The following is a 20,853-nucleotide window of genomic DNA, read 5'->3' as shown; positions in this document are numbered from 1 at the left end:
TTTAACCTGTCAAAAATAGGCTATTTTTCAATAACTGTACCTAATTCCTGGGAAATATTTTTCTGAATTTCCTTCAATGTGATGAATTCAAGCAACAAATCATTCATATCATTGCGATCACCCGCGTACTTTTCCATACGCTCCATCACATCCTGCAGCTGCTGATCATTGTATACTTTTCGCAAACGCAAGACATTTTTGTAGGCTAAATCCTCTAACATCTCATGGTCTTCCCGTACGCGAATCTCATGCCTATCTTTCCAAACAGAAGAAAGTGTATGTTTATCAGACGACACATCAATCGCAAATCGCTGAATCTCCTCATTGCCATGATGTAAATAAAACTCAGGACCTGGCACACGCTTCGATGCAAACTCCTGTTGGCATATCCCCAAAATCTCGATAAACAAGGGCGTCTGAAATTTCACATCTTCTAACTCGTGCAACAAATATTCCATTAAGGTATGTCCGGGTGCTTTTTCCGGATCTACTTCCAAATGACCGAAATTCACCAGCAAACGAATGCACTCCGATTCTTGGTAAAAAGCTAGACTCTGAACTTCCGCAGGAGCTTCCTCTTCGGCTGCAAAAAGCGCGTTCATATCTACCTCGTTTTGCGGAGATATACTTTGAGGCGCAGATCCTGCCGACCGCTGATTCATCTTCTTCAAATGAATCTTATTCATTTCAGCGAGTAACACGTCTTCCTCCAAACGCATCATTTGAGACGTTTTTTGGATGAATAAACTCCGCTGGATGGCATCCGGTATTTTAGAAATACTTTGGACCATCTCTTTAATAAGCTCCGCTTTTTTAAATGGATCGTCGCCAGCTTCCTTCATAAAAAGATTCGCCTGGAACGAAATCACATCCCGCGCTTCTTTTTGAATGTATTCAATAAATGCCTCACTACCGATTGAACGCACATAGGAATCAGGATCCTGTCCTTCTGGGAAGACCACCAGATTTACCTGCAATCCTTCCTCAAGAATTAAATCCATCCCACGCAAGGCGGCTTTAATACCCGCTGAATCACCATCATAAAGTACTGTTACGTGATTGGTAAACCGCGCAATCAACTTGATTTGCTCAATGGTTAATGAGGTACCAGAAGAAGCAACCACATTTTTGATACCCGCCTGATGTAAAGAAATGACGTCGGTATATCCTTCCACGAGATAACAGACATCCTTTTGACGAATTTCATTCTTCGCCTGCGCGATTCCATAGAGAACGGCCGATTTATGATAAACTTCGGTTTCAGGTGAATTAAGGTATTTCGCTTGGTTCTTTGCGTCTGACTTTAGAATACGTGCACCAAAGGCAATCACCTTTCCTGCCACACTGTGAATGGGAAAAATAACCCGATTTCGGAATCGATCATAGACTTTCCCTTCATCGTTTTTGTTGGTCACTAAACCCGCCCTCTCAATAATTTCCTGGCTAAATCCCTGTTTTAGGGCTGTTTTCAAGAACACATCCCATCCCTCTGGACTATAACCTAAATCAAAAGCCTGTATGGTAGCGTCCGAAAATCCACGTTCCTTGAAATATGGCAATGCGATCGAACGCCCTTCCTCGGAATCCAATAATTGTTTTTTGAAAAATTCTTTGGCGAACTCGAGCATGATCAATAAACTCTCACGCTCATTTTGACGCTGAAGCTGATCATCCGTCATCTCCTCCTCCTGAATATCGATGCCGTATTTTTTAGCTAAATGCCGCAGCGCCTCACCATAGCCAAGCCCCTCAATATCCATGATAAAGCGGACAGAATCACCGGCCTTACCACAACCAAAACATTTATAAATTCCCTTGCTCGGTGAGATTGAAAACGAAGGCGTTTTCTCGCCGTGAAACGGACAACAAGCCCAATAATTGGCTCCCTTTTTCTTGATAGTCACATAATCCCCGATCACGTCTGCCACAGCAGCCGTTTGCTTAATTCGCTCAACGGTTTCGGGATCAATGCGCATATTACAATAATAATCCGGCTAAAGTGGCTGATAAATAAGAAGCTAGTGTCCCCGCAATCAAGGCCTTAAAGCCTAATTTCGCCAGGTCAGAACGACGCGATGGTGCTAATTCACCAATCCCCCCAATCTGAATAGCAACGGATGAAAAGTTAGCAAATCCACATAACGCAAAGCTAGTAATGGCAATAGTTTTTGGATCCAAGGTATCCTTCAATTTCACCATATCTAAGTAAGCCACAAATTCATTCACCACCATTTTCTTTCCCATCAAAGCTCCCGCCACTTCCACATCCTGAGATGGAACGCCCATCGCAAATGCAAACACAGAAAATACTTTTCCTAAGATTAAATTCATGGATAATTCTGGTAAGTTGATCCAGTTGCCTATTTGGCCTAAACCTAGGTCAACTAACGCAATTAAGGCAATAAAACCGATCAACATGGCAATCACATTCAACCCCACTTTTAATCCTTCACTGGCTCCCGCCGCGATTGCGTCAACTAAATTGGCATGTGTCTTTGTAATTTCCATTTTAACCATACCCTCCGTTTCAGACTTCTCAGTCTCAGGAAACATGATTTTTGAAATCACTAAGGCACCCGGAGCAGCCATTAAACTAGCGGCTAACAAATACGCCGCAGGCACGCCTAATGAAATATAAACCGCCATAACTCCTCCGGCAATACAAGCAAATGATCCCGTCATCGAGGCCATCAGCTCCGAATTTGTCATGTTTTTCAAATAAGGCTTAATCATGATTTGAGCCTCCACTTGACCCACAAACGTAGATGCCACGTTCGAAAGCGCCTCCGCGCCACTGACGCCCATCAACCAGTGTACGCCCTTACCCATGGTCGAAACCACACGCTGCAATACGCCCATGTGATAGAACATATTCACTAAAACCGCCACAAAAATGATGGTAGGGACTACCTTGAAAAAGAAGATATAATCATTACCCGCACCGAATGCCTGGGTCATTAATTTACGGTCAACTAAAGAACCAAAAACAAATTGAGCCCCTTTATCGGCTTGGCCTAATAACGTATTAATCGAATCGCCTAACCATTGAAAAGTCGCTTGACCCGTTTCTGTTTTTAATATAAAAACGGCAAGCGCAACTTGTAATAATAAACCAACCCCCACGGTGCGGTAATTAATTGCTTTCCGGTTATTAGACATTAAATAGGACACGCCCAAAATCAGAACGATACCTAATAAACCTGTAAATCTCTCCATTTATTTTGTTGTAAGGTTGTTGGTGTAGTTTGCAAATGTAATCTCTTCAATCAAATCTTCCTCATTGATTTTATAAAACTCCTTGTGAATATTAAACGGCTCATCGCTCGCGACCTTCCAATAGGTCCCATCTTCTTGCATTTCGTAGGAATTCACGGTATCTCGTAAGTTCCAATCTAAAATGGTAATAGCCATATATTTGGCACGCGGATTCACTAGTTCGAAAAGTGATTCGATCCGACGGTCAAAGCTGCGCACCATCACATCCGCTGATCCACCATATACCTTAGGTTCGCCAGCACGGTGGAAATAATAGAGACGCGAATGCTCGAGGTAATTACCCACGATCGATTTGATGAATATATTTTCTGATAAACCTGCGCGCTGAGGTCGAATACAGCAAATTCCGCGAATAATCAACAAGACTGGAACACCGGCTTGCGAAGCTTTATACAATGCCTCAATTGTATCTAAATCTTGTAATGAATTTATCTTCCAGCAAATTCCCGAAGCCAAACCTTGCGCATGATTTGCAATTTCTTGATTGATCATTTCGATCAACCGATTACGCATATCGCGCGGAGCCGTTATTAAATGCTCATAATGTGTAGGCATTGAATGCCCCGTAATGACATTAAAAAACTCCGAAATATCTTGGGTGATACGCGAGTCGGTTGTTAGCAAACCTAAGTCGGTATACAACTTCGCCGTATCCTCATTGTAATTTCCGGATGACAAATGTGCATAGCTCATCACATGTGTCCCCTCATTGCGAATGACTTGCAATAATTTGGTATGCGTTTTCAAACCCGGAATACCATAAATCACAAAACAGCCTGCTTTTTGCAACCTAGTAGCCTCCCGAATGTTGTTTTCCTCATCAAATCGCGCCTTCACTTCAAAGAGTACCGAAACGTGTTTGCCTTGTTCAGCCGCACGCAACAACGCACTTGCAATGCGCGAATTTTTCGAAATCCGGTATAGCGTAATCTTAATCGCTAGAACATGTGGATCTTCAGCAGCCTGCTCCAGTAGTTGAATAACCGGCTCAAAATTATTGTACGGGTGATGTAATAATATATCACCCCGCTTCATCGTCTCGAAGATGTCGTTGATGTTCACCGACTTTAACCCCAGCGGGGGAACGACGGCTGGATTAGGTGCCAGTTTCGATTTAAAATCGGGATACTTTAAGATTTGCCAAAAGGCGGTAAAATCTAAGATGGATCTTTTGACGAAGATGTCCGACTGGTCTAAATTCCAGCGCTTCAACATTTCGCCTAGTAGGAATTCAGAATGCTCTGATTCCACTTCAACTCGCGTAACACGGCCTAGGCGACGGTCTTTGATTTTCTTCTTGATTTCATCCACGAAATCCGTCTCTGCATCTTCATGCTCCACCACATCAAAATCACCATTCCGCGTGATCCGGAATAAGGAAGTTGATTCGATTTCAACGTTACGGTATAAAATCTGCAGATGATGTCTGATGATTTTTTCAATAGACAAGAAAAGCACCTTGTCGTCACGCTCGATTACATAAAAGCGCGTTAAGTTTAATGGAATCTGAACAAAAGAAATCTTACGATCCTTCTCCGCTTTCCCCTTTGTATTTTTCTTATCGGAAAACCCTACCGTCACCACCCCAAAAATCAGGGTTTTTGCCAGTAAACTGGGGAACGTATGCGTATGATCAAAGACCATGGGTGTCAACATCGGGTAAATGGTCCGATTGAAATACATGCCCACATCCGCAATTTCCTCCTCTGTCAAATCCTCGAGTGAGGCAAGGCACAAGCCATTCTCTGGGAACAATGGTAAAATTTCTTCGATAAATAAGCGGTGTTTTTCGACGCTAAATTCTTTGGCCGTTGTGATTAATGCCTGCTTAAATTGCGTTTCACGAAGCCCGCAATAATCGGTACGCTCCTTTCCGAAATCAATGTAATTATACAAAGAACCCATTCGAATGGTAAAGAACTCATCCAAATTAGAGGCTGTAATTGCCAGAAATTTCAGGCGATCGAATAAACTTTTCGAGGTATCACGTGCTTGATCCAAAACCCGCTCATCAAACTTCAACCACGAAATGTCACGGGAAATATAGCGAGACTTGGCAATCGTGTCTTGCGCCTTTTGTGCCGACTTTTCTAATTTCCTTGCCGCATCACGTGGTGCGACCAAATTGACCTTCCAATTTTTAGGCTGCAGGAACGACAAAAGATTCCCGTTTGGGGAATCTTCTGACGCTTTGATAATTTTATCTAATCTTGAATCACTCATGATTACGCTTGGGGAATTTGGTTTTTGATCGCTTCATAATCAGAACTCAGTCGGCCCATTTCTGTCGCCAAGAACTTCTGAAGCTCCAAATTAAATATTCGTTTTTCCTCTACGGTTAAGGAATCGTAAAGATCTTTTAACTCTTGATTAATCGATCGTTTCTCCGCTTCCGTAGTCGCGTGTATGCCACGCAAATGATAGGATTTGAAATCAAACTCCATCGGGCTAAACGTCTACCTTCGCGTATTTGGCATTTTTTTCAATAAAGTCACGACGCGGAGCTACTTCATCACCCATCAACATCGAGAACAATAAATCTGCTTCGATTGCGGACTCCACCGTTACTTGCTTCAAGGTGCGCGACTCTGGATTCATCGTAGTTTCCCACAATTGCTCCGCGTTCATCTCTCCAAGACCCTTATAACGCTGAACTCCTACGCTCTCCTCTTTACCCCCTCCAGCTAATTCTTGAATCGCAAGCGTCCGCTGATCTTCCGTCCACACGTAACGAACTTGTTGGCCTTTTTTCACCTGATACAACGGCGGCTGCGCGATGTAAATACATCCACGATCCACTAACTCCCGCATGTAGCGGAAGAAGAATGTTAAAATAAGCGTACGAATGTGACTACCGTCAACGTCCGCATCGGTCATGATGATCACTTTGTGGTAACGCAATTTATCCATGTTCAACGCACGTTCGTCGCCATCTTTTCCGAAGGAAACGCCCAATGCGGTAATCATATTCTTAATCTCTTCGTTTTCGTAGATACGATACTCTTGCGCTTTCTCTACGTTCAAAATCTTACCACGTAATGGCAAAATCGCTTGGAATGCACGGTTACGGCCTTGTTTTGCCGTACCACCCGCAGAGTCTCCCTCGACAAGGTAGATCTCACACGTTTCTGGATCATTATCGGAGCAATCGGCTAGCTTACCTGGCAATGAGTTAGAGCCCAAAACCGTTTTACGCTGAACCATTTCACGGGCCTTACGGGCTGCGTGACGTGCTTGCGCAGCTAAGATTACTTTGGCAACGATTTGGCGTGCTTCTTTTGGATGCTCTTCTAACCAAGATTCCAACATGTCTGACATGGCTGCCGAAACAGCACCTGAAACCTCACCGTTACCTAATTTTGTTTTTGTTTGACCTTCGAATTGCGGCTCAGCTACTTTCACTGAAATAACAGCCGTTAATCCTTCGCGGAAGTCATCCCCTGCGATATCGATTTTCAATTTCTCTAGGGCACCTGATTTGTCGGCGTAGTTTTTCAACGTACGTGTTAACGCGCCACGGAAACCCGCTACGTGCGTTCCACCTTCGATGGTATTAATGTTGTTTACATACGAAACCACATTCTCGGTATAGGACGTATTGTACATCATGGCCACCTGAACGGGTACACCGTTTTTGTCACCTTCCATGTAGATAGGCTCGGTCAACAATGGCTCACGCGTTGAATCCAAGAACATCACAAACTCACGCAAACCACCTTCAGAGAAAAACTCTTCAGTGCGTGCATTACCTTCCTCGTCTAATTCACGTAAATCTGTCAATTGCACACGAATACCCGCATTCAAGAAAGATAACTCACGTAAACGACCCGCAACGGTATCGTATTTATATTCGGTTACGGTAAAAATCGTATCATCTGGTTTGAACAAAACCGATGTACCCGTACGATCTGTATCCCCCACCTCCTTTACAGGATATTGCGGAACACCAATCTTATATTCTTGTTGGAAAATTTTACCCTCCCGGTGTACAGTCACTTTTAAATCTGTCGACAAGGCATTCACACAGGAAACCCCCACCCCGTGAAGACCTCCAGAAACTTTGTATGTGTCTTTGTCAAACTTACCACCCGCGTGAAGTACCGTCATAACCACCTCTAAAGCGGAACGCTTTTCTTTGGTGTGCATGCCCGTAGGAATACCCCGACCGTTATCTTCGACTAAAATGGAATTATCTGTGTTGATGGTTACTTTGATCTTGTCGCAATGACCGGCAAGCGCCTCGTCAATGGAGTTATCGACAACTTCCCAAATCAAGTGATGTAGACCTTTGAAGCCGGTATCACCGATGTACATGGATGGACGCTTACGAACCGCCTCTAAACCCTCTAATACTTGAATATTATCTGCACCATAATTTGCCCGATCTTGAGCTGATGTATCTTGTGCTTCTGACATAGTGTAATTTAAATGTGTTGAACGAGCTCATTGCTTCACCCGTGATTACTTGTTTATTCCTAGCCTTAAAAATAAAATTTTTAACTGAAAAATCCTAATGCTTGAAGTGACGAATTCCCGTCATAACCATGGCCATATCATGCGCATCGCAATAGGCGATGGAATCTTGATCCTTGATTGATCCTCCTGGCTGCGTTACGGCAACAATACCTGCATTTCCAGCGATCTCTACGCAATCTGGGAAAGGGAAAAATGCATCGGATGCCATAACCGCGCCATTCAAATCAAACCCAAATTCTTTCGCTTTTTCAATCGCCTGCTTCAAGGCATCCACGCGTGATGTTTGACCTACACCGGATGCTAATAATTGACCATCGTTCGCTAACACAATCGTATTTGATTTCGTATGCTTACAAATCTTTAAAGCAAATGCCAATGCCCGCTTCTGCTCGTCTGTAGGAACACGTTTTGTCACTGTTTTGAAGTCAGATATCCCTTCCGTCACTAAATCTTTATCTTGCTCCAAAACCCCATTCAACAAGGTCTTGAACATTTTCTTAGGGAATTCCACCGCATTACGCTTCAATAAAATGCGATTCTTTTTGGTTTGCAAAATCTCCAACGCCTCCGCTGTAAATGAAGGCGCAATTAAGATTTCACAGAACAATGGGTTGATTGATTCCGCCGCTGCTTTATCCACTTCGTTATTCGTAGCCAATACGCCACCAAAAGCCGAAACTGGATCACAAGACAATGCCTTATCGTAGGCTTCTTTCACGGTTTGGCCTGTTGCCACACCGCACGCATTCATGTGCTTGATGATCACAAAAGCTGTCTCATTAAATTCATCTAATAAGGTAATGCACGCATCCACGTCTACTAGGTTGTTATACGATAATTCTTTGCCGTGAAGTTTATCGAACAAGGCCGACAAATCTCCGTAGAAGGTGCCTTGTTGGTGCGGATTCTCTCCATACCTCAACCCACTCGCTGGCAAGCTCGTATAATTAGCCAAATCAGCTGCTTCTCCCGCAAAATACCGTTGGATCGCTCCATCGTAATGGGATGAAACTTGGAATGCTTTTCCTGCGAAACGTCTACGTTCCTCTAACGTAGTTGAAGCAGAACCATGTGCCGCAAAAATCGCTGATACTTCGGCGTATTGATCACGCGAAGAAACGATTAATACATCGTTGAAATTTTTCGCACCTCCACGAATTAGGGAGATACCACCAATGTCAATTTTCTCGATAATATCCTCATCTGAAGCTCCAGATGCCACCGTTTCTTCAAACGGATATAGGTCAACCATCACCAAATCCAATGCGGGGATGTCATATTGCTTCGCAACATCTACATCTTCCTGCAAATCACGACGGTGTAAAATTCCACCAAACACTTTCGGGTGCAAGGTTTTCACACGTCCACCAAAGATGGATGGATAGCCCGTCAAGTCTTCCACGGCAATTACTGGAATGCCTAAATCTTCAATAAATGATTGGGTTCCACCGGTGGAATATAGGGTTACTCCGTTCTTGTGAAGTTCTTGGATAATCGGCGCAAGGCCATCTTTGTAATAAACTGAAATGAGGGCAGATTGGATTTTCTTAACTGACATGGGGCTTAATAAAAATGAAGCCACAAATGTACACATTATGCGCTGCTTTGGCAAGCCATTTTCGTGGCTTTAGTCAGGGATTTATGAGCGCGGGAAAGCCTTTTACTTAGCTTTGGCAAACCTGGATGGTTTGCCAAAGCTCAACGGGGAAAACTATTTTTTAGTATAATTCTCGTAACGCAACAATCCCTCTAAATAGTAGTAATCCGCGTAAATTAGGGGCACATCGATCTCCGAATTCAAGGATTTAGCGCCTACGCAATGTTTTATCAAGAAGTTGTTATTCTCACCCAATGCCGCACGATATGCAGGACTTGATAATGACTCCAACATCTTCACGGCATCTGCATAGTAACGCTTACCTTTTTGACCTGAATAGGTACTCAATTCAAGCAACGCTGACGCGGCAATCGCACCTGCCGAAGCATCGCGCTCTTCGTTCGGGATATTGGGAGCATAAAAGTCCCAATATGGAATTTTATCAGCAGGCAAATTCGGGTGATTTAAGTAGTAATCTGAAATCTTTTGTGCGAAATCCAAGTACTTTTTATCTTTCGTATTCCGGTACATTTCCACATACCCGTACATCGCCCAAGCATGTCCGCGAGTCCAACAAGACTCGTCTTGGTATCCTTGATGTTGTTTTTTCGCCAATACCTTTCCATCCACATCATAACAAATCACATGGTAACTCGAATTATCGGGACGAAAATGATGCTTCATGGTATTGTCGGCATGCGTTAACGCAATCTGACGAAAACGCGGATCTCCGGTCTCCTTAGAAGCCCAAAACAATAGATCCAAATTCATCATGTTATCGATGATCACCGGATATTTATATCCTCCTTTGAAGCCATTCCAAGATTTGATTAAACCAATATTGGGATCAAAACGAGTCGCCAAAGACTTGGCAGATTGAATTAATACAGCTTTATAAGCTGGATCATTTGTTAAGCGTAAGCCATTGCCAAACGAATCAAACATCATAAATCCCAAATCATGGGTACCCGTATTATACTGTTCTTTCTTCACAGCTGCCGTCCATAAACGTGCTGCTTTCTCCCATTGCGGATCTCTTGAACGCTCGTATAATTGCCACAATCCACCCGGGAAAAATCCAGAACACCACCACTTAGACGGCATATTCCGATACGTTCCATCGTGATTTGCTGAGTGCACGGTCACGGATGTATCTGGCTGTGCTACCAACATCCGTTGATATTGTTGCTCGGCTAATTTGAATTGTTTGTTGACATCGATTTTTTGCGCAAAAACAGCTATCGGTGCCAGAAGGGCGATTAGGATAAGGTTTTTCATAGAGGTGAAATTAGTCCGGAGGAAAAGAGTCCGTAGTCCGAAGTGAATTTGTCAAAAATTAATGAATATTTAAATGCATGTAAAGGTTATTTATTGAATAAAAAGTTCGCCTTCGGACTATTTCCCTTCGGACTTTTAGCGTCCCATCCAACCGCCATCTACCGTCAGAATCGTTCCGTGCACATAGTTAGAAGCCTCTGAAGCTAAGAAAACGATAGGACCTTTGAAGTCGTTAGGTTCACCCCAACGGCCCGCTGGAATACGTCCCAAAATGGAGGCACTCCGCTCCTTATCTTCCCGTAAGGCGGTGGTATTATCTGTGGAAATATATCCAGGAGCAATCGCATTGACATTAATGCCTTTGCTCGCCCACTCGTTGGCCAGCGCCATCGTCAAACGTGCAATTCCACCTTTGCTGGCCGCATAACCTGGCACATTGATGCCTCCTTGAAAACTTAATAAAGACGCAGTGAAAATGATTTTTCCAGAACCATGGGCCAACATCGTTCTTCCGATTTCCCGACTCAAAATAAACTGAGACGACAGATTGACCTCCATCACCTCATCCCAATATTCATCGGAATGTTCCGCCGCCGGATCGCGTAAAATAGTCCCTGCATTATTGACTAAAATGTCGATACGTGGATAATCCCGCAAGACGGCTTTGATGAAATCATACAAAGATTCGCGGTCCGAAAAATCCGCTTGATACGCCTCAAATTTGCGCCCTAAGGACGTGACAGCCTTTTCAATGGCAGATCCATTTAATTCTAAAGAAGCCGAAACTCCGATGATATCCGCACCTGCCTCCGCGAGCCCGATCGCCATCGCCATCCCGATCCCTTTTTTACATCCGGTCACGAGCGCGACCTTACCGCTTAAATCAAATGTTTGCTGCATATTATTCATTTGGAGTAATAAGCCAATAACCCTGCTTTTTTACTCATGCTTATTTCTCAATCACGTGAATTACTTGTTGGGAATCCTTCAGCGCCTCATAGGCAATCACCCACGATTTTCCATTCCATTTGATCGCAGGATACGAACAATCATAAGCTGGATCGGATACAAACGATTTCTTCAAATTTCCTTTGGCATCCTTAACAATTAAGCCAATCTGCTTATAGTATCGCTCACCCTCCTGCTTAATTTCGGCATACACCAAGGCCGTCTCCCCTTTCGGATTTGAAGCTAATTGGGGCATCCGAATTTTATCTCCCGTCAAATGTAAAATCATCTTTTTATTGGCCTGATAGGCCCATTTGACACCCGAAGACCCTTCGGCACCCGTATACCAAGCCGCCTCTAAGCCTTTCGCACCACGTACCAATGACGGACCTGCATGCGGACAGGCATTTACTTTCCAATGGTCTTCATATAAAGGCACCGATTCCGTATACGTTTTCCCAAAATCCGACGAGTGTACATAACCCATATCACGCTCCCCCTTGTCATTCAAATCACGGTAGATCACATCCACGTTTCCTTTCGCATCGGCTAAGGCATCGATCCGACAACACTCACAGGTTTGGCGATCCAAAATTTTCATTTCACCAAATCCCTGACCCGGACTTGTCGTGGCTGTTACCAACGTACGACCTTTAGGGCCAACTTTGACATCCAACCAATATGCTCCCACTTCCCCATTGGGCAAAGAAATAATCTTACCAAACGAATGACTCAACCCTGCTGCCGTGTCTTTGTGAATGTATTGAGGCTTTTGCCAAACTCCATTCACCTCCATCGCGTACAACAAATCCCCATTAAAACGAGACGCAGCCGTTGGCCGATTCATTTCATACAACAACACACAGGTTCCATCAGCTTTATAGGCCAATTTCGGCATACCTTCCGCATGTGTCGAGGCCTTTTTATCAATAGGGACCTGCTCGGCAGGCCCCTGATTGACTTTTCGAAAAAACAATACTCCATTGGCTGATTTCTCAACCCAAGACAAAACAATATCACTGTTGGATTTCACAGCAAAAGATGGGTCCAAGGCCTGATTAGCAGGATTTGATACCGTTTGCGCATAAGCAAATTGCGCAAAGAAAACGAGCAAAAGGATTAGTTTTTTCATTTTTTGAATAGTTGAAATACATCAATTTGAACACCTAACACAAACGTGCGTGGTGGAGCAGGCGCATAGGTCGCTCTGTCGGTTGGGTTATTTCCCCGGGTAGCCGCGGAAGCATATAAGGCATCCCCAAGATTCAATACATTGACAAATACCTGGTAAGCTTTGTAATTGTATCCTGTTCGTAAATTAAATACGGACGCACCTTCATATCTCCGCGTATTGACTTGATTCTCGAACCAAGGACCAATTCGTTGCCACTCTAATGCGATGCGCGCGCCTTTATATTTATAGGTGACCTCCGAATTTGCAATGAAATTAGGCGCCTGCGGCATTTCTTTGCCATTCACATTTTTTAAAGCATCGGAAGCACGCGTACTTAACACAAAATCAACAAAGGTATGTTTCGCATTCGTTCCGCTAAATCGAAAATTCCAAGCATCGGTTGGCCGGTACGTAATTTGATATTCGATACCCTCGTGCAGGGTCTTTCCTGCCGACTGAAAATCAGTCGTATTGTCTGGTTGGCGAATGCCCAATAACTCATTATTGCCCTCTAAACGATAAAAAGTATAATCGAAATAGAGTTTATTGTTGAACAAGGAAGCCCAACCGCCTACTTCATAATTGGTGAAAACGGCTGGGTCAATGCTTAAATAAAATTTCTCCCCGGTTGCCGTAGCTTGTGCAGCTGGTCTTGGACGGAAGACGGCAGACAAAGCTGGTGGCGCAAATCCTTTGGAGAAGTTGCCGTAAAAACCAACGTTCCTGCTAGCCTCGTAGGTAAGCCCCAACTTAGGCGAAAACTGTGCATAGTTTTTAGAGCCAGTCGATTTATCTATAAAATTCGTGTAATCAAACGACATTTGATCAAAGCGACCGCCTAAGGAAACACGCAGTTTGTCAACAGGTTGTAAATCAAATTGCGCATAGGCTGCTTTGTTCCAAATAAGTGCCGAATAATTGCTCAAAAAGCTCGTGGGCAACACTTCCTTGATTGTAAATTTTTCAACTGAACGTTTATCTGGCCTCAAAGTGGCATTTAAATTTATTCGATAAGCCCAATAGTCATTGGGTGAGCGATCTAGTAAAAAACCGGCTACCAACTTTGAATTGAGAAATTCAAATGACTGATTGTGCTGGCCCATGATTCCAAAACTTTGAAAGCTATTTTCATTTATTTGACCAGACGCACTGAGCGAAGGTGGAGCCCATGAAATCAAGTAAGATGGATTTTGACCTAATGCATTATCCCGGTAAAATGCCGTTACACTAGAATTCGACTTTTTACTCCACTGATGCTCTAGCGTCAAACGCGAACGAGATGAAAAAGAAGCCCGGTAGGTGAAGTCGGCAGGACTTTTGTAAGTACGCGAATAAAAACCGGTGCTATCGATATTACCGCCTGTTTGCGAAAAATAGTCGTTATAGGCAAATGAACCCCATAATTTGGTATTCGGAGTAAACTGATAATCCAAACGCACATTGACAGAAGTCTTATCGAAATCTGAATTGGAAGCCCAAGATCCTTGTTGGCGAGCAACATACCCACCTGTCATAACGGACCATTTCTTTCCCAATTGCGCGCCCGCAGTGAATTGCATGCGTCCGTATCCCCAATGGTCCATTTGATATCCAATCTGGGCGGTCGGAATTCCTGGAGCAGTTTTAGTAATTAAGTTAATCGCTCCTCCTACAGCCTCAGGACCATATAATGAGGAAGCAGGCCCCTTGATAATTTCAATGGAATTTAGGCCTAAAATATTCGACTCAATCAAGGCATTGTGATTAAAAACACCCAAAGGACGTAGCGGCAAGCCATCTTCTAAGTATAAAAAGTAGGCGCTGGTACCAAAGGGAAAACGAATTCCCATCCCATGTTGCTCATTGTTGTAGTTCAACATAACGACGCCGGGGACCTTATTGATTAACTCTGTTAATTGAATCGCGCGTGTGTCTTGGATTAAGGCTGAACCAATTTTATGAATCGCCACCGGCGTTTCTGCTCGCGTCGCAGCTTGTCGGGATGCAGTCACTACCACGGCATCTAAATTTTGTGAAGCTTCCTCCAGGAAAATCGGGACATTCAATTGGTTGACCTTTTGTGTCGCAAATCCCAAACTAGAAACCTCAAACTCCCCAGTTACGGATGTTAATTTGAATTCGCCGCGTTCATTGGAAATGGCTATAATTTTTGAACCTTGTTTTAACGAGGCTCCTACGATAGGTTCATTCGTAATCGCATTTAATACCTTCACGGTATTTTGTTGGGCATTTGCTACAAACGAAAGCAGCAAGCCCATGAATAATAAGATATTTTTCATGAATTGTTAATTAAAATGAATAATGCCCACAATGAAAATTGCAGGTAAATAAATCAAATTAATTAAGCTCGAGGTGGGTGGAAAAGGCCTTTAGAATCGCCTGAAAGAACAAAGGCAGGGGTAGCGAAATGATCTTCAGCTACGGGTACTTGAACGAATGATGCACTAAAAATAGGTTGGATTGCCTGAAAAGCCAAAACGACTTCAGGCATTTTCTCCAAACGCTCCGAGTTAGATTTTTGCTCTTTCTCTTCCGCGGCTTTTAACTGCTTGGCTAAGTAACATTGACCGTTACAATCCAGCATCGGTTTGTCCCGATTTTCGCAAAGATTTTTTGCGATGTAATCCTGATTGACCCGGTAGTATGCGACAGCGCCCCATTGATTCATCAAGGGAAGCTGCATGGCAACAAACAACAAGAGTGCGATTACGGATTTCACGGTGCAAAGATAGACCAAGATTAATTCAAATGCACCGCCGAATCATTGATTTGGTAATTTTTATTTTTTACCAATTCCATGATCGCCGAACCAGCCAATAAAACAGGACCATAGCCATGCGCGGCAAACGGGGAAATCGGTCGGTGATAGTAGAACGCCGGATCCCAAGCTAAACCCGTTCCCACGCAAGTTCCTTCTACCTGGCCCTTTTCATTCACGCTAGAGGCGACAGCGTTCCAACCTAACAGCGCTGCGGGGCCATAGGTTTTGGGATCAAGCCAACCCATATTCATTCCCTTAGCCATGACATAGGTATAAATGGCGGTAGCGGATGTTTCTAAATACGAGTCATTTTTATCTATCAATTGATGCCAAAAACCCGTCCCATCTTGGTAGGACATCAAGCCTTTTAGATGCAGCTTTAACTGCTTCAAGATTTCTGGTCGGGCCGGATGATTGGCCGGTAAAAACTCGAGTATTTCGGCATTGGTTAACAACGCCCAACCATTTGCACGCGCCCAGTGAAATTCCGGATGTTCCTCCGCATCTACTAAATACCCATGCATGTAGATATTCAAAGTAGGATTAAACATGCGCTTGCGATAGGAATTAAACTGAAATACCGCTTCGTCATATTCACCTAATTGCAATAGCGCGGGAATGGCCATATAGACATCGTCTAGCCACATCGTGTGGTGAAGCGGACGTATACGAACGAGCGTTCGGTCCGGTAAACGGTGTTCTTCTTTCAAGATAAAATCGGATGCGCGTTTAGTGACGAAGGACATGTCGGTTGAAAAACCTGCCTTTTTGGCCTTAATGACGGCCATTCCCATCGCCCCGATATCATCTAACGCACGCGGATGGATTAAGCCATGCAATACATGTTTGGCATCATTTTTCTGCGCGGCCGGAATCGCTGAGGCAATCAAGTTCAAGCGATTGAATACGTAATTTTTGTATTGCGGGGAACCGGTGATGCGGCTAAGCTCCAACATCCCCGAATAGGTGACACCCCATTCGTAGGAGATCGGTCGGAAATCTCCTTTGGAGAAAACGGTTTGATCTTCGAATGCTTGGCCTGGAGACCAAACAGCCCCCGTCGTTTTATTGACAAATTGATTTGGCGTAGCCACCTCTAAGTAGGAAAACACACGGTTTACGACCGAGAGTACCTCCTCCGGTTTCGCGGCGCCGTATCGGGTTGGATAATCCGCCTGTAACGCATGCAAAGGCGCGGTCGCGTCTGATGCGGCAGTAATATTTTTCTGAGCGAATAGGCTCGAGGAAATGAGCAGGAAAACAAAAGTAATACGCATAAAAAAAGGGCTTACGCATCGTAAAGACACGTAAGCCCTTGAACTACTTTAAGCAAACTATTTTTTCATTTCAATTCCTTGGATCTGCACGACGATTTGTTGGTCTGCCGCCTTCGGATTTACCGCCACAAAATACACGTCATGTTCCCCAGCAGTAGATGTAATCGCTACTTTTTGAGCTGATGGCGCATTCATTCGACGTGGTGCCCCAGCAGGTGCCCCAGCTGGCGCTCCCGCCGGTGCTGCTGCAGGTGCCGCATTTGCTACCGGTGTTCCTAGTGGAGCTCCTTTTCCTGGCGTTGCCGCAGCTGGTGGCGGTCCACCAAATCCACCTTGAGCAACCTCAAACGGATTTGTTTTACCAATCACCGGTCCCGTAGGTGAATCCAAACGGATTTCAATCACCCCACCTGTCGCATTCGCACGCGCTTGCGCAGTCGCAGCAATTTCGATCGTCGAGATTCCTGTTAAATCCAAACCTTTATACCCTAAGTGTGGATTTTGACCGACCATGTTGGTTGACCGACCCGGTGTAATCAATTGCATGATACCTTTGGTTACATCCGCTTTTTCAACGTCCAATTGTGGTGCACGTAAGAATACCCATTTCTCCGCTTGAACTGGAGCAATTTTCTTGTTACCCTTATCCACATACGTCGCACGAACGACGAAAACACCTTTCGATGATTTTTGACCTTCTGGCTTGACTAAAGCTAGCTCACCTTTTACCGCAATTTTATTGGAAGCTTTTGGCTCGCTTAAACTCATGATGTAGGACACCATTTGCTTCGCGTCAGCTTTGGAGATGGCAGGGTGTGCCGACATCGCATGCTCGCCCCAAACACCCATACCACCGGCAATCACTTTATCAGCTAATTGGTCGATGACGTTTTGTCCTTTGTATTTTACCGCAACCTCGTTGTAGCTCGGTCCTACGGAACGCAAGTTCAACTGGTGACATGACTTACAATCGCTCTTATTGATCAATCGCAAACCAGCAGAAGCAAATAAATCTGAATCCGCCTTGCGGTGACTTTGCGACATTTCGATCGGGTCATATCCGAATGGAATGTAGTCTAACGTCGCCGCTACTGATTCCGGAGCGATACCTTTTTCTAATTCGCCATCTTCCTTATCCGTCACCTTCACCTTGTATTTCGGTGCTGAATCTGCGAAGTAAAACGATTTGTTGGCTCCTTCGAAATCGATGTCAACAACCGGAGCTTCGTTACCCACTAAGATTTCCAAAGCAGCTGAATTGCTAGCGCCTTTTGCATCTGTCGCTTTCAAAGTAACCTCATACTTTCCAGCATCCTTTAAACTCAACGTTGCTTTTTCACCAGATAAGTTTTTAACAAACCTCCCCGCTTTTTTCACGGTCCATGTGTAGGTCAACTTATCGCCATCGGCATCTTTTGTTCCTTCCGAAGAAAGTGTCGTCGCAAATGGAGCGGAACCTGCTTTTTTAGCTGCAGTCGCCATAACCTCCGGCTTACGATTTCCTCCTTGGTATTCTATCTTCACCAAACGCGCATTCTCATTTCCTCTAAACCACGCAGATCCATATTCCAATACATATAAATCACCTTCTGGGCTGAAATCCATATCGATCGCAGAACCGAAGGTTGTGTTTGGCATAACGCGTTCCATTGATTTATAATTACCATTTTCATCCATCGTTACGGCCATAATCCAGCCACGCATGAATTCAACGATCAACCATTTGCCTTCATAGTACGATGGAAAAGGACGCTTAGCATTGGGAAAATCAGAACGGTGATATACCGGACCACCTGTTGCCGAACGTCCCGATGAACCCACTAATGGGAATTCTTCCGAAGTACCATACGGATACCAAATCATCGCCTTCGTTGCTGGAGGCAATTCGCGTAAACCCGTGTTGTTCGGTGATTCATTCACAGGAGCTGCTGGATTGAATTTCGGTCCGATCGCTAATGTCTCAAAATTCACATCGGCATAGGCTTGGTTATTTCCGATGAAATAAGGCCAACCGAAATATCCGGGACCTTTTGCTTGGTTAAATTCATCATAGCCGCGTGGACCTTTTTCCGAGTCTACCGAAGCATCTGGACCCACTTCACCCCAATACAAAAATCCAGTTTTTGAATCTAAACTTGGTCTCCATGGATTACGGTGACCCATCGTGTAGATTTCAGGACGTGTCTTTGGCGTTCCTGCTGCAAATAAGTTTCCTTTTGGAATCGTATATGAACCATCTTTCTCTGGATGGATACGTAAGATTTTTCCACGCAAATCATTCGTGTTCGAAGCACCCCGTTGGTCATCCCAATAGGCTTGACCCGGACGTTCGTCGATCGGCGCATAGCCGTCTGAGTTGCTGTTACTCGTGTTATTACCAACCGTCAAGAATAAATTTCCTGCCTTGTCGAACACCATACCTCCACCGGTGTGGCAGCATTCCTCACGCTGCGTAGGAACTTCAAGAACGATTTTTTGTTGGTCTATCAACAATTGCTCTTCCTTCAACTCCATACGGGCCAACACGTGTTTGGCCTCTTTCGGGTGTGCATAATAGATATACAACCAGTGATTTTCTTTGAAATTAGGATCTACGATTACACCCATCACACCTTCTTCGGCTTCGCGCACTTGGCCCGCGCGGTTGGTGTATTTCGTATTCGTCACGATCTTCCCGATTGACTTCGTGATTCCAGTCGCAGGATCGTATTGTTTGACTTCACCTTTACGCTCCACGAACACGATGCGTCCGTCGGGTAAAAATGTAAATTCCATCGGCTCGTCGAGTTTGTCTACGAGTACCGACTTAACAAAACGATTTTCATCGGGAGCTTGCGCAAGAGCTGCGAGCGAGGTACATGCTAGCGAAATGGCTAGTAAAAATTGCTTCATGGTAAGTCTAGATTTATTATTTTACAAAAATGATACAATAATCGGTAACAAAAAATCGGCTTGTGGGATTTGATACGAAAAACAAACATGTGTCGACAAAATTATTTTACTTTGGAAAAAATATCGACCTATGAAAATGATTGCTTTCGTGCTTTTGGCATTTCCCATTTTTGCACAAACAAATAAAGATGTTTCGGATATCAAGTCTGTCCTGAGTACGCAGGAGAAACTGTGGAATGAGGGTAAAATCGAAGAGTTTATGGAATATTATGCCAAAAGCGAGGACTTAAAGTTCATCGGCAAAGCTGGAGTTACCCAAGGCTGGGCGGCTACATTGAAGCGTTACCAGACTAGTTATCCGAATCGGGAAACGATGGGCACGCTGTCTTTTGACATACAGGAAATTGATGTCACGGCTGGCCATACCGCCTGGGTGCTGGGTCGGTGGAATCTGGCTAGGCCGAGTTTAGGAAATATAGGCGGCTATTTTACGCTGTTAATCAAGAAAATCGACGGCCGCTGGTTGGTGGTTCGAGACCACACCAGCTAGACCCGCGAAAAGACGTAAAACATTTCACTCGCGATCTGCCGCGAACGTTCATCGTATTGCGCAGCCTCCTCCGGGGTATCATCAAAGGCTTTGGGATCTTCGTAACGCACGGGGATTCGCACTTCCGCACCGGGAATAAACGGGCAATTTTCGTCGGCATGAGAACAAGTCATCACCGTTGCGAAACTCGTATGTGGATTAATGACATCATCATACAATTTCGAAAATACGTTGATGGGACGAGAATCTTCTGTGTGCATAACAAAGTAGATCGGATTCGAATGTCCGTGTTTCGAGACAATGAATCCCATGCGTTCCAGTGAGGCAACGGTTCGTTCGTTGCAGGCGGTCACTTCGACCCCACCTGAATAACATTGAGCGGCTAATTGAAAATAATCCGCCGCTGTTTGTGCCCAAATCTGAGAAAATTGCGACCGACGCGAATTGTGCGTGCAGATAAAATTCAGACGGATGGGCTGCTCTTTTTCACGCTTGGATTTGATGTATTCGATCAAAGGCTGGAGGACGGCTTTGCGTTCATCCGTGATTTCCAAGGCTAAAATGGATTCGAGGTTTTCGTTTAGGGTATTGTTCATACGAAAAAAGGGACTGCTGGCTTGAGCT

At 44.4% G+C, this 20,853-nt stretch carries 15 protein-coding genes; 1 reads left to right on the top strand and 14 read right to left on the bottom strand.

Annotation, left to right across the window (positions count from 1 at the left end; all coding sequences use genetic code 11):
• Positions 1–20: 20 nt before the first annotated feature.
• From dnaG to U0R10_RS01440, 13 genes are all read right to left on the bottom strand, one after another.
• Positions 21–1,976 carry a DNA primase gene (gene dnaG, locus U0R10_RS01500; RefSeq protein ID WP_377981913.1) on the bottom strand — a complete coding sequence of 652 codons (1,956 nt, stop codon included), beginning with the start codon at positions 1,974–1,976 and terminating at the stop codon, positions 21–23.
• A 1-nt stretch (position 1,977) separates the two neighbouring features.
• Positions 1,978–3,216 carry a NupC/NupG family nucleoside CNT transporter gene (locus tag U0R10_RS01495; protein WP_377981912.1) on the bottom strand — a complete coding sequence of 413 codons (1,239 nt, stop codon included), beginning with the start codon at positions 3,214–3,216 and terminating at the stop codon, positions 1,978–1,980.
• Positions 3,217–5,499: a polyphosphate kinase 1 gene (ppk1, locus tag U0R10_RS01490; RefSeq protein ID WP_377981911.1), complete on the bottom strand. Its 2,283-nt coding sequence runs from the start codon at positions 5,497–5,499 to the stop codon at positions 3,217–3,219. It lies immediately after the preceding gene.
• Between the two features lie 2 nt (positions 5,500–5,501).
• Positions 5,502–5,720 carry a hypothetical protein gene (locus U0R10_RS01485; protein WP_377981910.1) on the bottom strand — a complete coding sequence of 73 codons (219 nt, stop codon included), beginning with the start codon at positions 5,718–5,720 and terminating at the stop codon, positions 5,502–5,504.
• Positions 5,721–5,724: 4 nt separating this feature from the next.
• Positions 5,725–7,692 carry a DNA topoisomerase (ATP-hydrolyzing) subunit B gene (gene gyrB / locus U0R10_RS01480; RefSeq protein WP_377981909.1) on the bottom strand — a complete coding sequence of 656 codons (1,968 nt, stop codon included), beginning with the start codon at positions 7,690–7,692 and terminating at the stop codon, positions 5,725–5,727.
• Between the two features lie 94 nt (positions 7,693–7,786).
• Positions 7,787–9,310, bottom strand: coding sequence for a bifunctional phosphoribosylaminoimidazolecarboxamide formyltransferase/IMP cyclohydrolase (purH, locus tag U0R10_RS01475; protein WP_377981908.1), 1,524 nt, complete (start codon positions 9,308–9,310; stop codon positions 7,787–7,789).
• A gap of 153 nt (positions 9,311–9,463) precedes the next feature.
• Positions 9,464–10,627 (bottom strand): glycoside hydrolase family 88 protein, encoded by a 1,164-nt coding sequence (locus U0R10_RS01470; protein WP_377981907.1) that lies wholly within the window; start codon positions 10,625–10,627, stop codon positions 9,464–9,466.
• Positions 10,628–10,762: 135 nt separating this feature from the next.
• Positions 10,763–11,527, bottom strand: a complete 765-nt coding sequence (gene kduD, locus U0R10_RS01465) for a 2-dehydro-3-deoxy-D-gluconate 5-dehydrogenase KduD (protein WP_377981906.1) — start codon at positions 11,525–11,527, stop codon at positions 10,763–10,765.
• Positions 11,528–11,576: 49 nt separating this feature from the next.
• On the bottom strand, positions 11,577–12,707 hold the full coding sequence (locus tag U0R10_RS01460) for a hypothetical protein (protein ID WP_377981905.1): 1,131 nt from the start codon (positions 12,705–12,707) through the stop codon (positions 11,577–11,579).
• Positions 12,704–15,028, bottom strand: coding sequence for a TonB-dependent receptor domain-containing protein (locus U0R10_RS01455; protein WP_377981904.1), 2,325 nt, complete (start codon positions 15,026–15,028; stop codon positions 12,704–12,706). The genes U0R10_RS01460 and U0R10_RS01455 overlap by 4 nt, the downstream gene beginning before the upstream one ends.
• A 62-nt stretch (positions 15,029–15,090) precedes the next feature.
• Positions 15,091–15,468: a hypothetical protein gene (locus U0R10_RS01450; RefSeq protein WP_377981903.1), complete on the bottom strand. Its 378-nt coding sequence runs from the start codon at positions 15,466–15,468 to the stop codon at positions 15,091–15,093.
• A gap of 20 nt (positions 15,469–15,488) precedes the next feature.
• Positions 15,489–16,787, bottom strand: a complete 1,299-nt coding sequence (locus U0R10_RS01445; RefSeq protein ID WP_377981902.1) for a glycoside hydrolase family 88/105 protein — start codon at positions 16,785–16,787, stop codon at positions 15,489–15,491.
• Between the two features lie 57 nt (positions 16,788–16,844).
• Entirely contained in the window at positions 16,845–19,679 is a 2,835-nt protein-coding gene (locus U0R10_RS01440) for a PQQ-dependent sugar dehydrogenase (RefSeq protein ID WP_377981901.1), read from the bottom strand.
• 130 nt (positions 19,680–19,809) lie between these two features.
• Here U0R10_RS01440 and U0R10_RS01435 point away from each other — a divergent pair, with 130 nt between their 5' ends.
• On the top strand, positions 19,810–20,229 hold the full coding sequence (locus U0R10_RS01435; RefSeq protein ID WP_377981900.1) for a YybH family protein: 420 nt from the start codon (positions 19,810–19,812) through the stop codon (positions 20,227–20,229).
• Here U0R10_RS01435 and U0R10_RS01430 read toward each other — a convergent pair.
• Entirely contained in the window at positions 20,226–20,825 is a 600-nt protein-coding gene (locus U0R10_RS01430) for a low molecular weight phosphatase family protein (protein ID WP_377981899.1), read from the bottom strand. The two genes, U0R10_RS01435 and U0R10_RS01430, sit on opposite strands and share 4 nt — an antisense overlap.
• Positions 20,826–20,853 lie beyond the last annotated feature (28 nt).

Origin of the sequence: Aquirufa avitistagni (assembly GCF_042715545.1) — a bacterium.
GTDB lineage: Bacteria > Bacteroidota > Bacteroidia > Cytophagales > Spirosomataceae > Aquirufa > Aquirufa avitistagni.
Note: the sequence above shows the minus strand (reverse complement) of the source record. Positions and strands in the feature narration are given on the sequence as shown.

Excerpts from the sequence above, each read along its gene's own strand:
- U0R10_RS01460 (WP_377981905.1), bottom strand. The coding sequence starts at position 12,707 with ATGAAAAAACTAATCCTTTTGCTCGTTTTCTTTGCGCAATTTGCTTAT.
- U0R10_RS01485 (WP_377981910.1), bottom strand. The coding sequence starts at position 5,720 with ATGGAGTTTGATTTCAAATCCTATCATTTGCGTGGCATACACGCGACT.
- dnaG (WP_377981913.1), bottom strand. The coding sequence starts at position 1,976 with ATGCGCATTGATCCCGAAACCGTTGAGCGAATTAAGCAAACGGCTGCT.
- U0R10_RS01445 (WP_377981902.1), bottom strand. The coding sequence starts at position 16,787 with ATGCGTATTACTTTTGTTTTCCTGCTCATTTCCTCGAGCCTATTCGCT.
- ppk1 (WP_377981911.1), bottom strand. The coding sequence starts at position 5,499 with ATGAGTGATTCAAGATTAGATAAAATTATCAAAGCGTCAGAAGATTCC.
- gyrB (WP_377981909.1), bottom strand. The coding sequence starts at position 7,692 with ATGTCAGAAGCACAAGATACATCAGCTCAAGATCGGGCAAATTATGGT.
- kduD (WP_377981906.1), bottom strand. The coding sequence starts at position 11,527 with ATGCAGCAAACATTTGATTTAAGCGGTAAGGTCGCGCTCGTGACCGGA.
- U0R10_RS01435 (WP_377981900.1), top strand. The coding sequence starts at position 19,810 with ATGAAAATGATTGCTTTCGTGCTTTTGGCATTTCCCATTTTTGCACAA.
- U0R10_RS01495 (WP_377981912.1), bottom strand. The coding sequence starts at position 3,216 with ATGGAGAGATTTACAGGTTTATTAGGTATCGTTCTGATTTTGGGCGTG.
- purH (WP_377981908.1), bottom strand. The coding sequence starts at position 9,310 with ATGTCAGTTAAGAAAATCCAATCTGCCCTCATTTCAGTTTATTACAAA.
- U0R10_RS01430 (WP_377981899.1), bottom strand. The coding sequence starts at position 20,825 with ATGAACAATACCCTAAACGAAAACCTCGAATCCATTTTAGCCTTGGAA.
- U0R10_RS01455 (WP_377981904.1), bottom strand. The coding sequence starts at position 15,028 with ATGAAAAATATCTTATTATTCATGGGCTTGCTGCTTTCGTTTGTAGCA.
- U0R10_RS01470 (WP_377981907.1), bottom strand. The coding sequence starts at position 10,627 with ATGAAAAACCTTATCCTAATCGCCCTTCTGGCACCGATAGCTGTTTTT.
- U0R10_RS01440 (WP_377981901.1), bottom strand. The coding sequence starts at position 19,679 with ATGAAGCAATTTTTACTAGCCATTTCGCTAGCATGTACCTCGCTCGCA.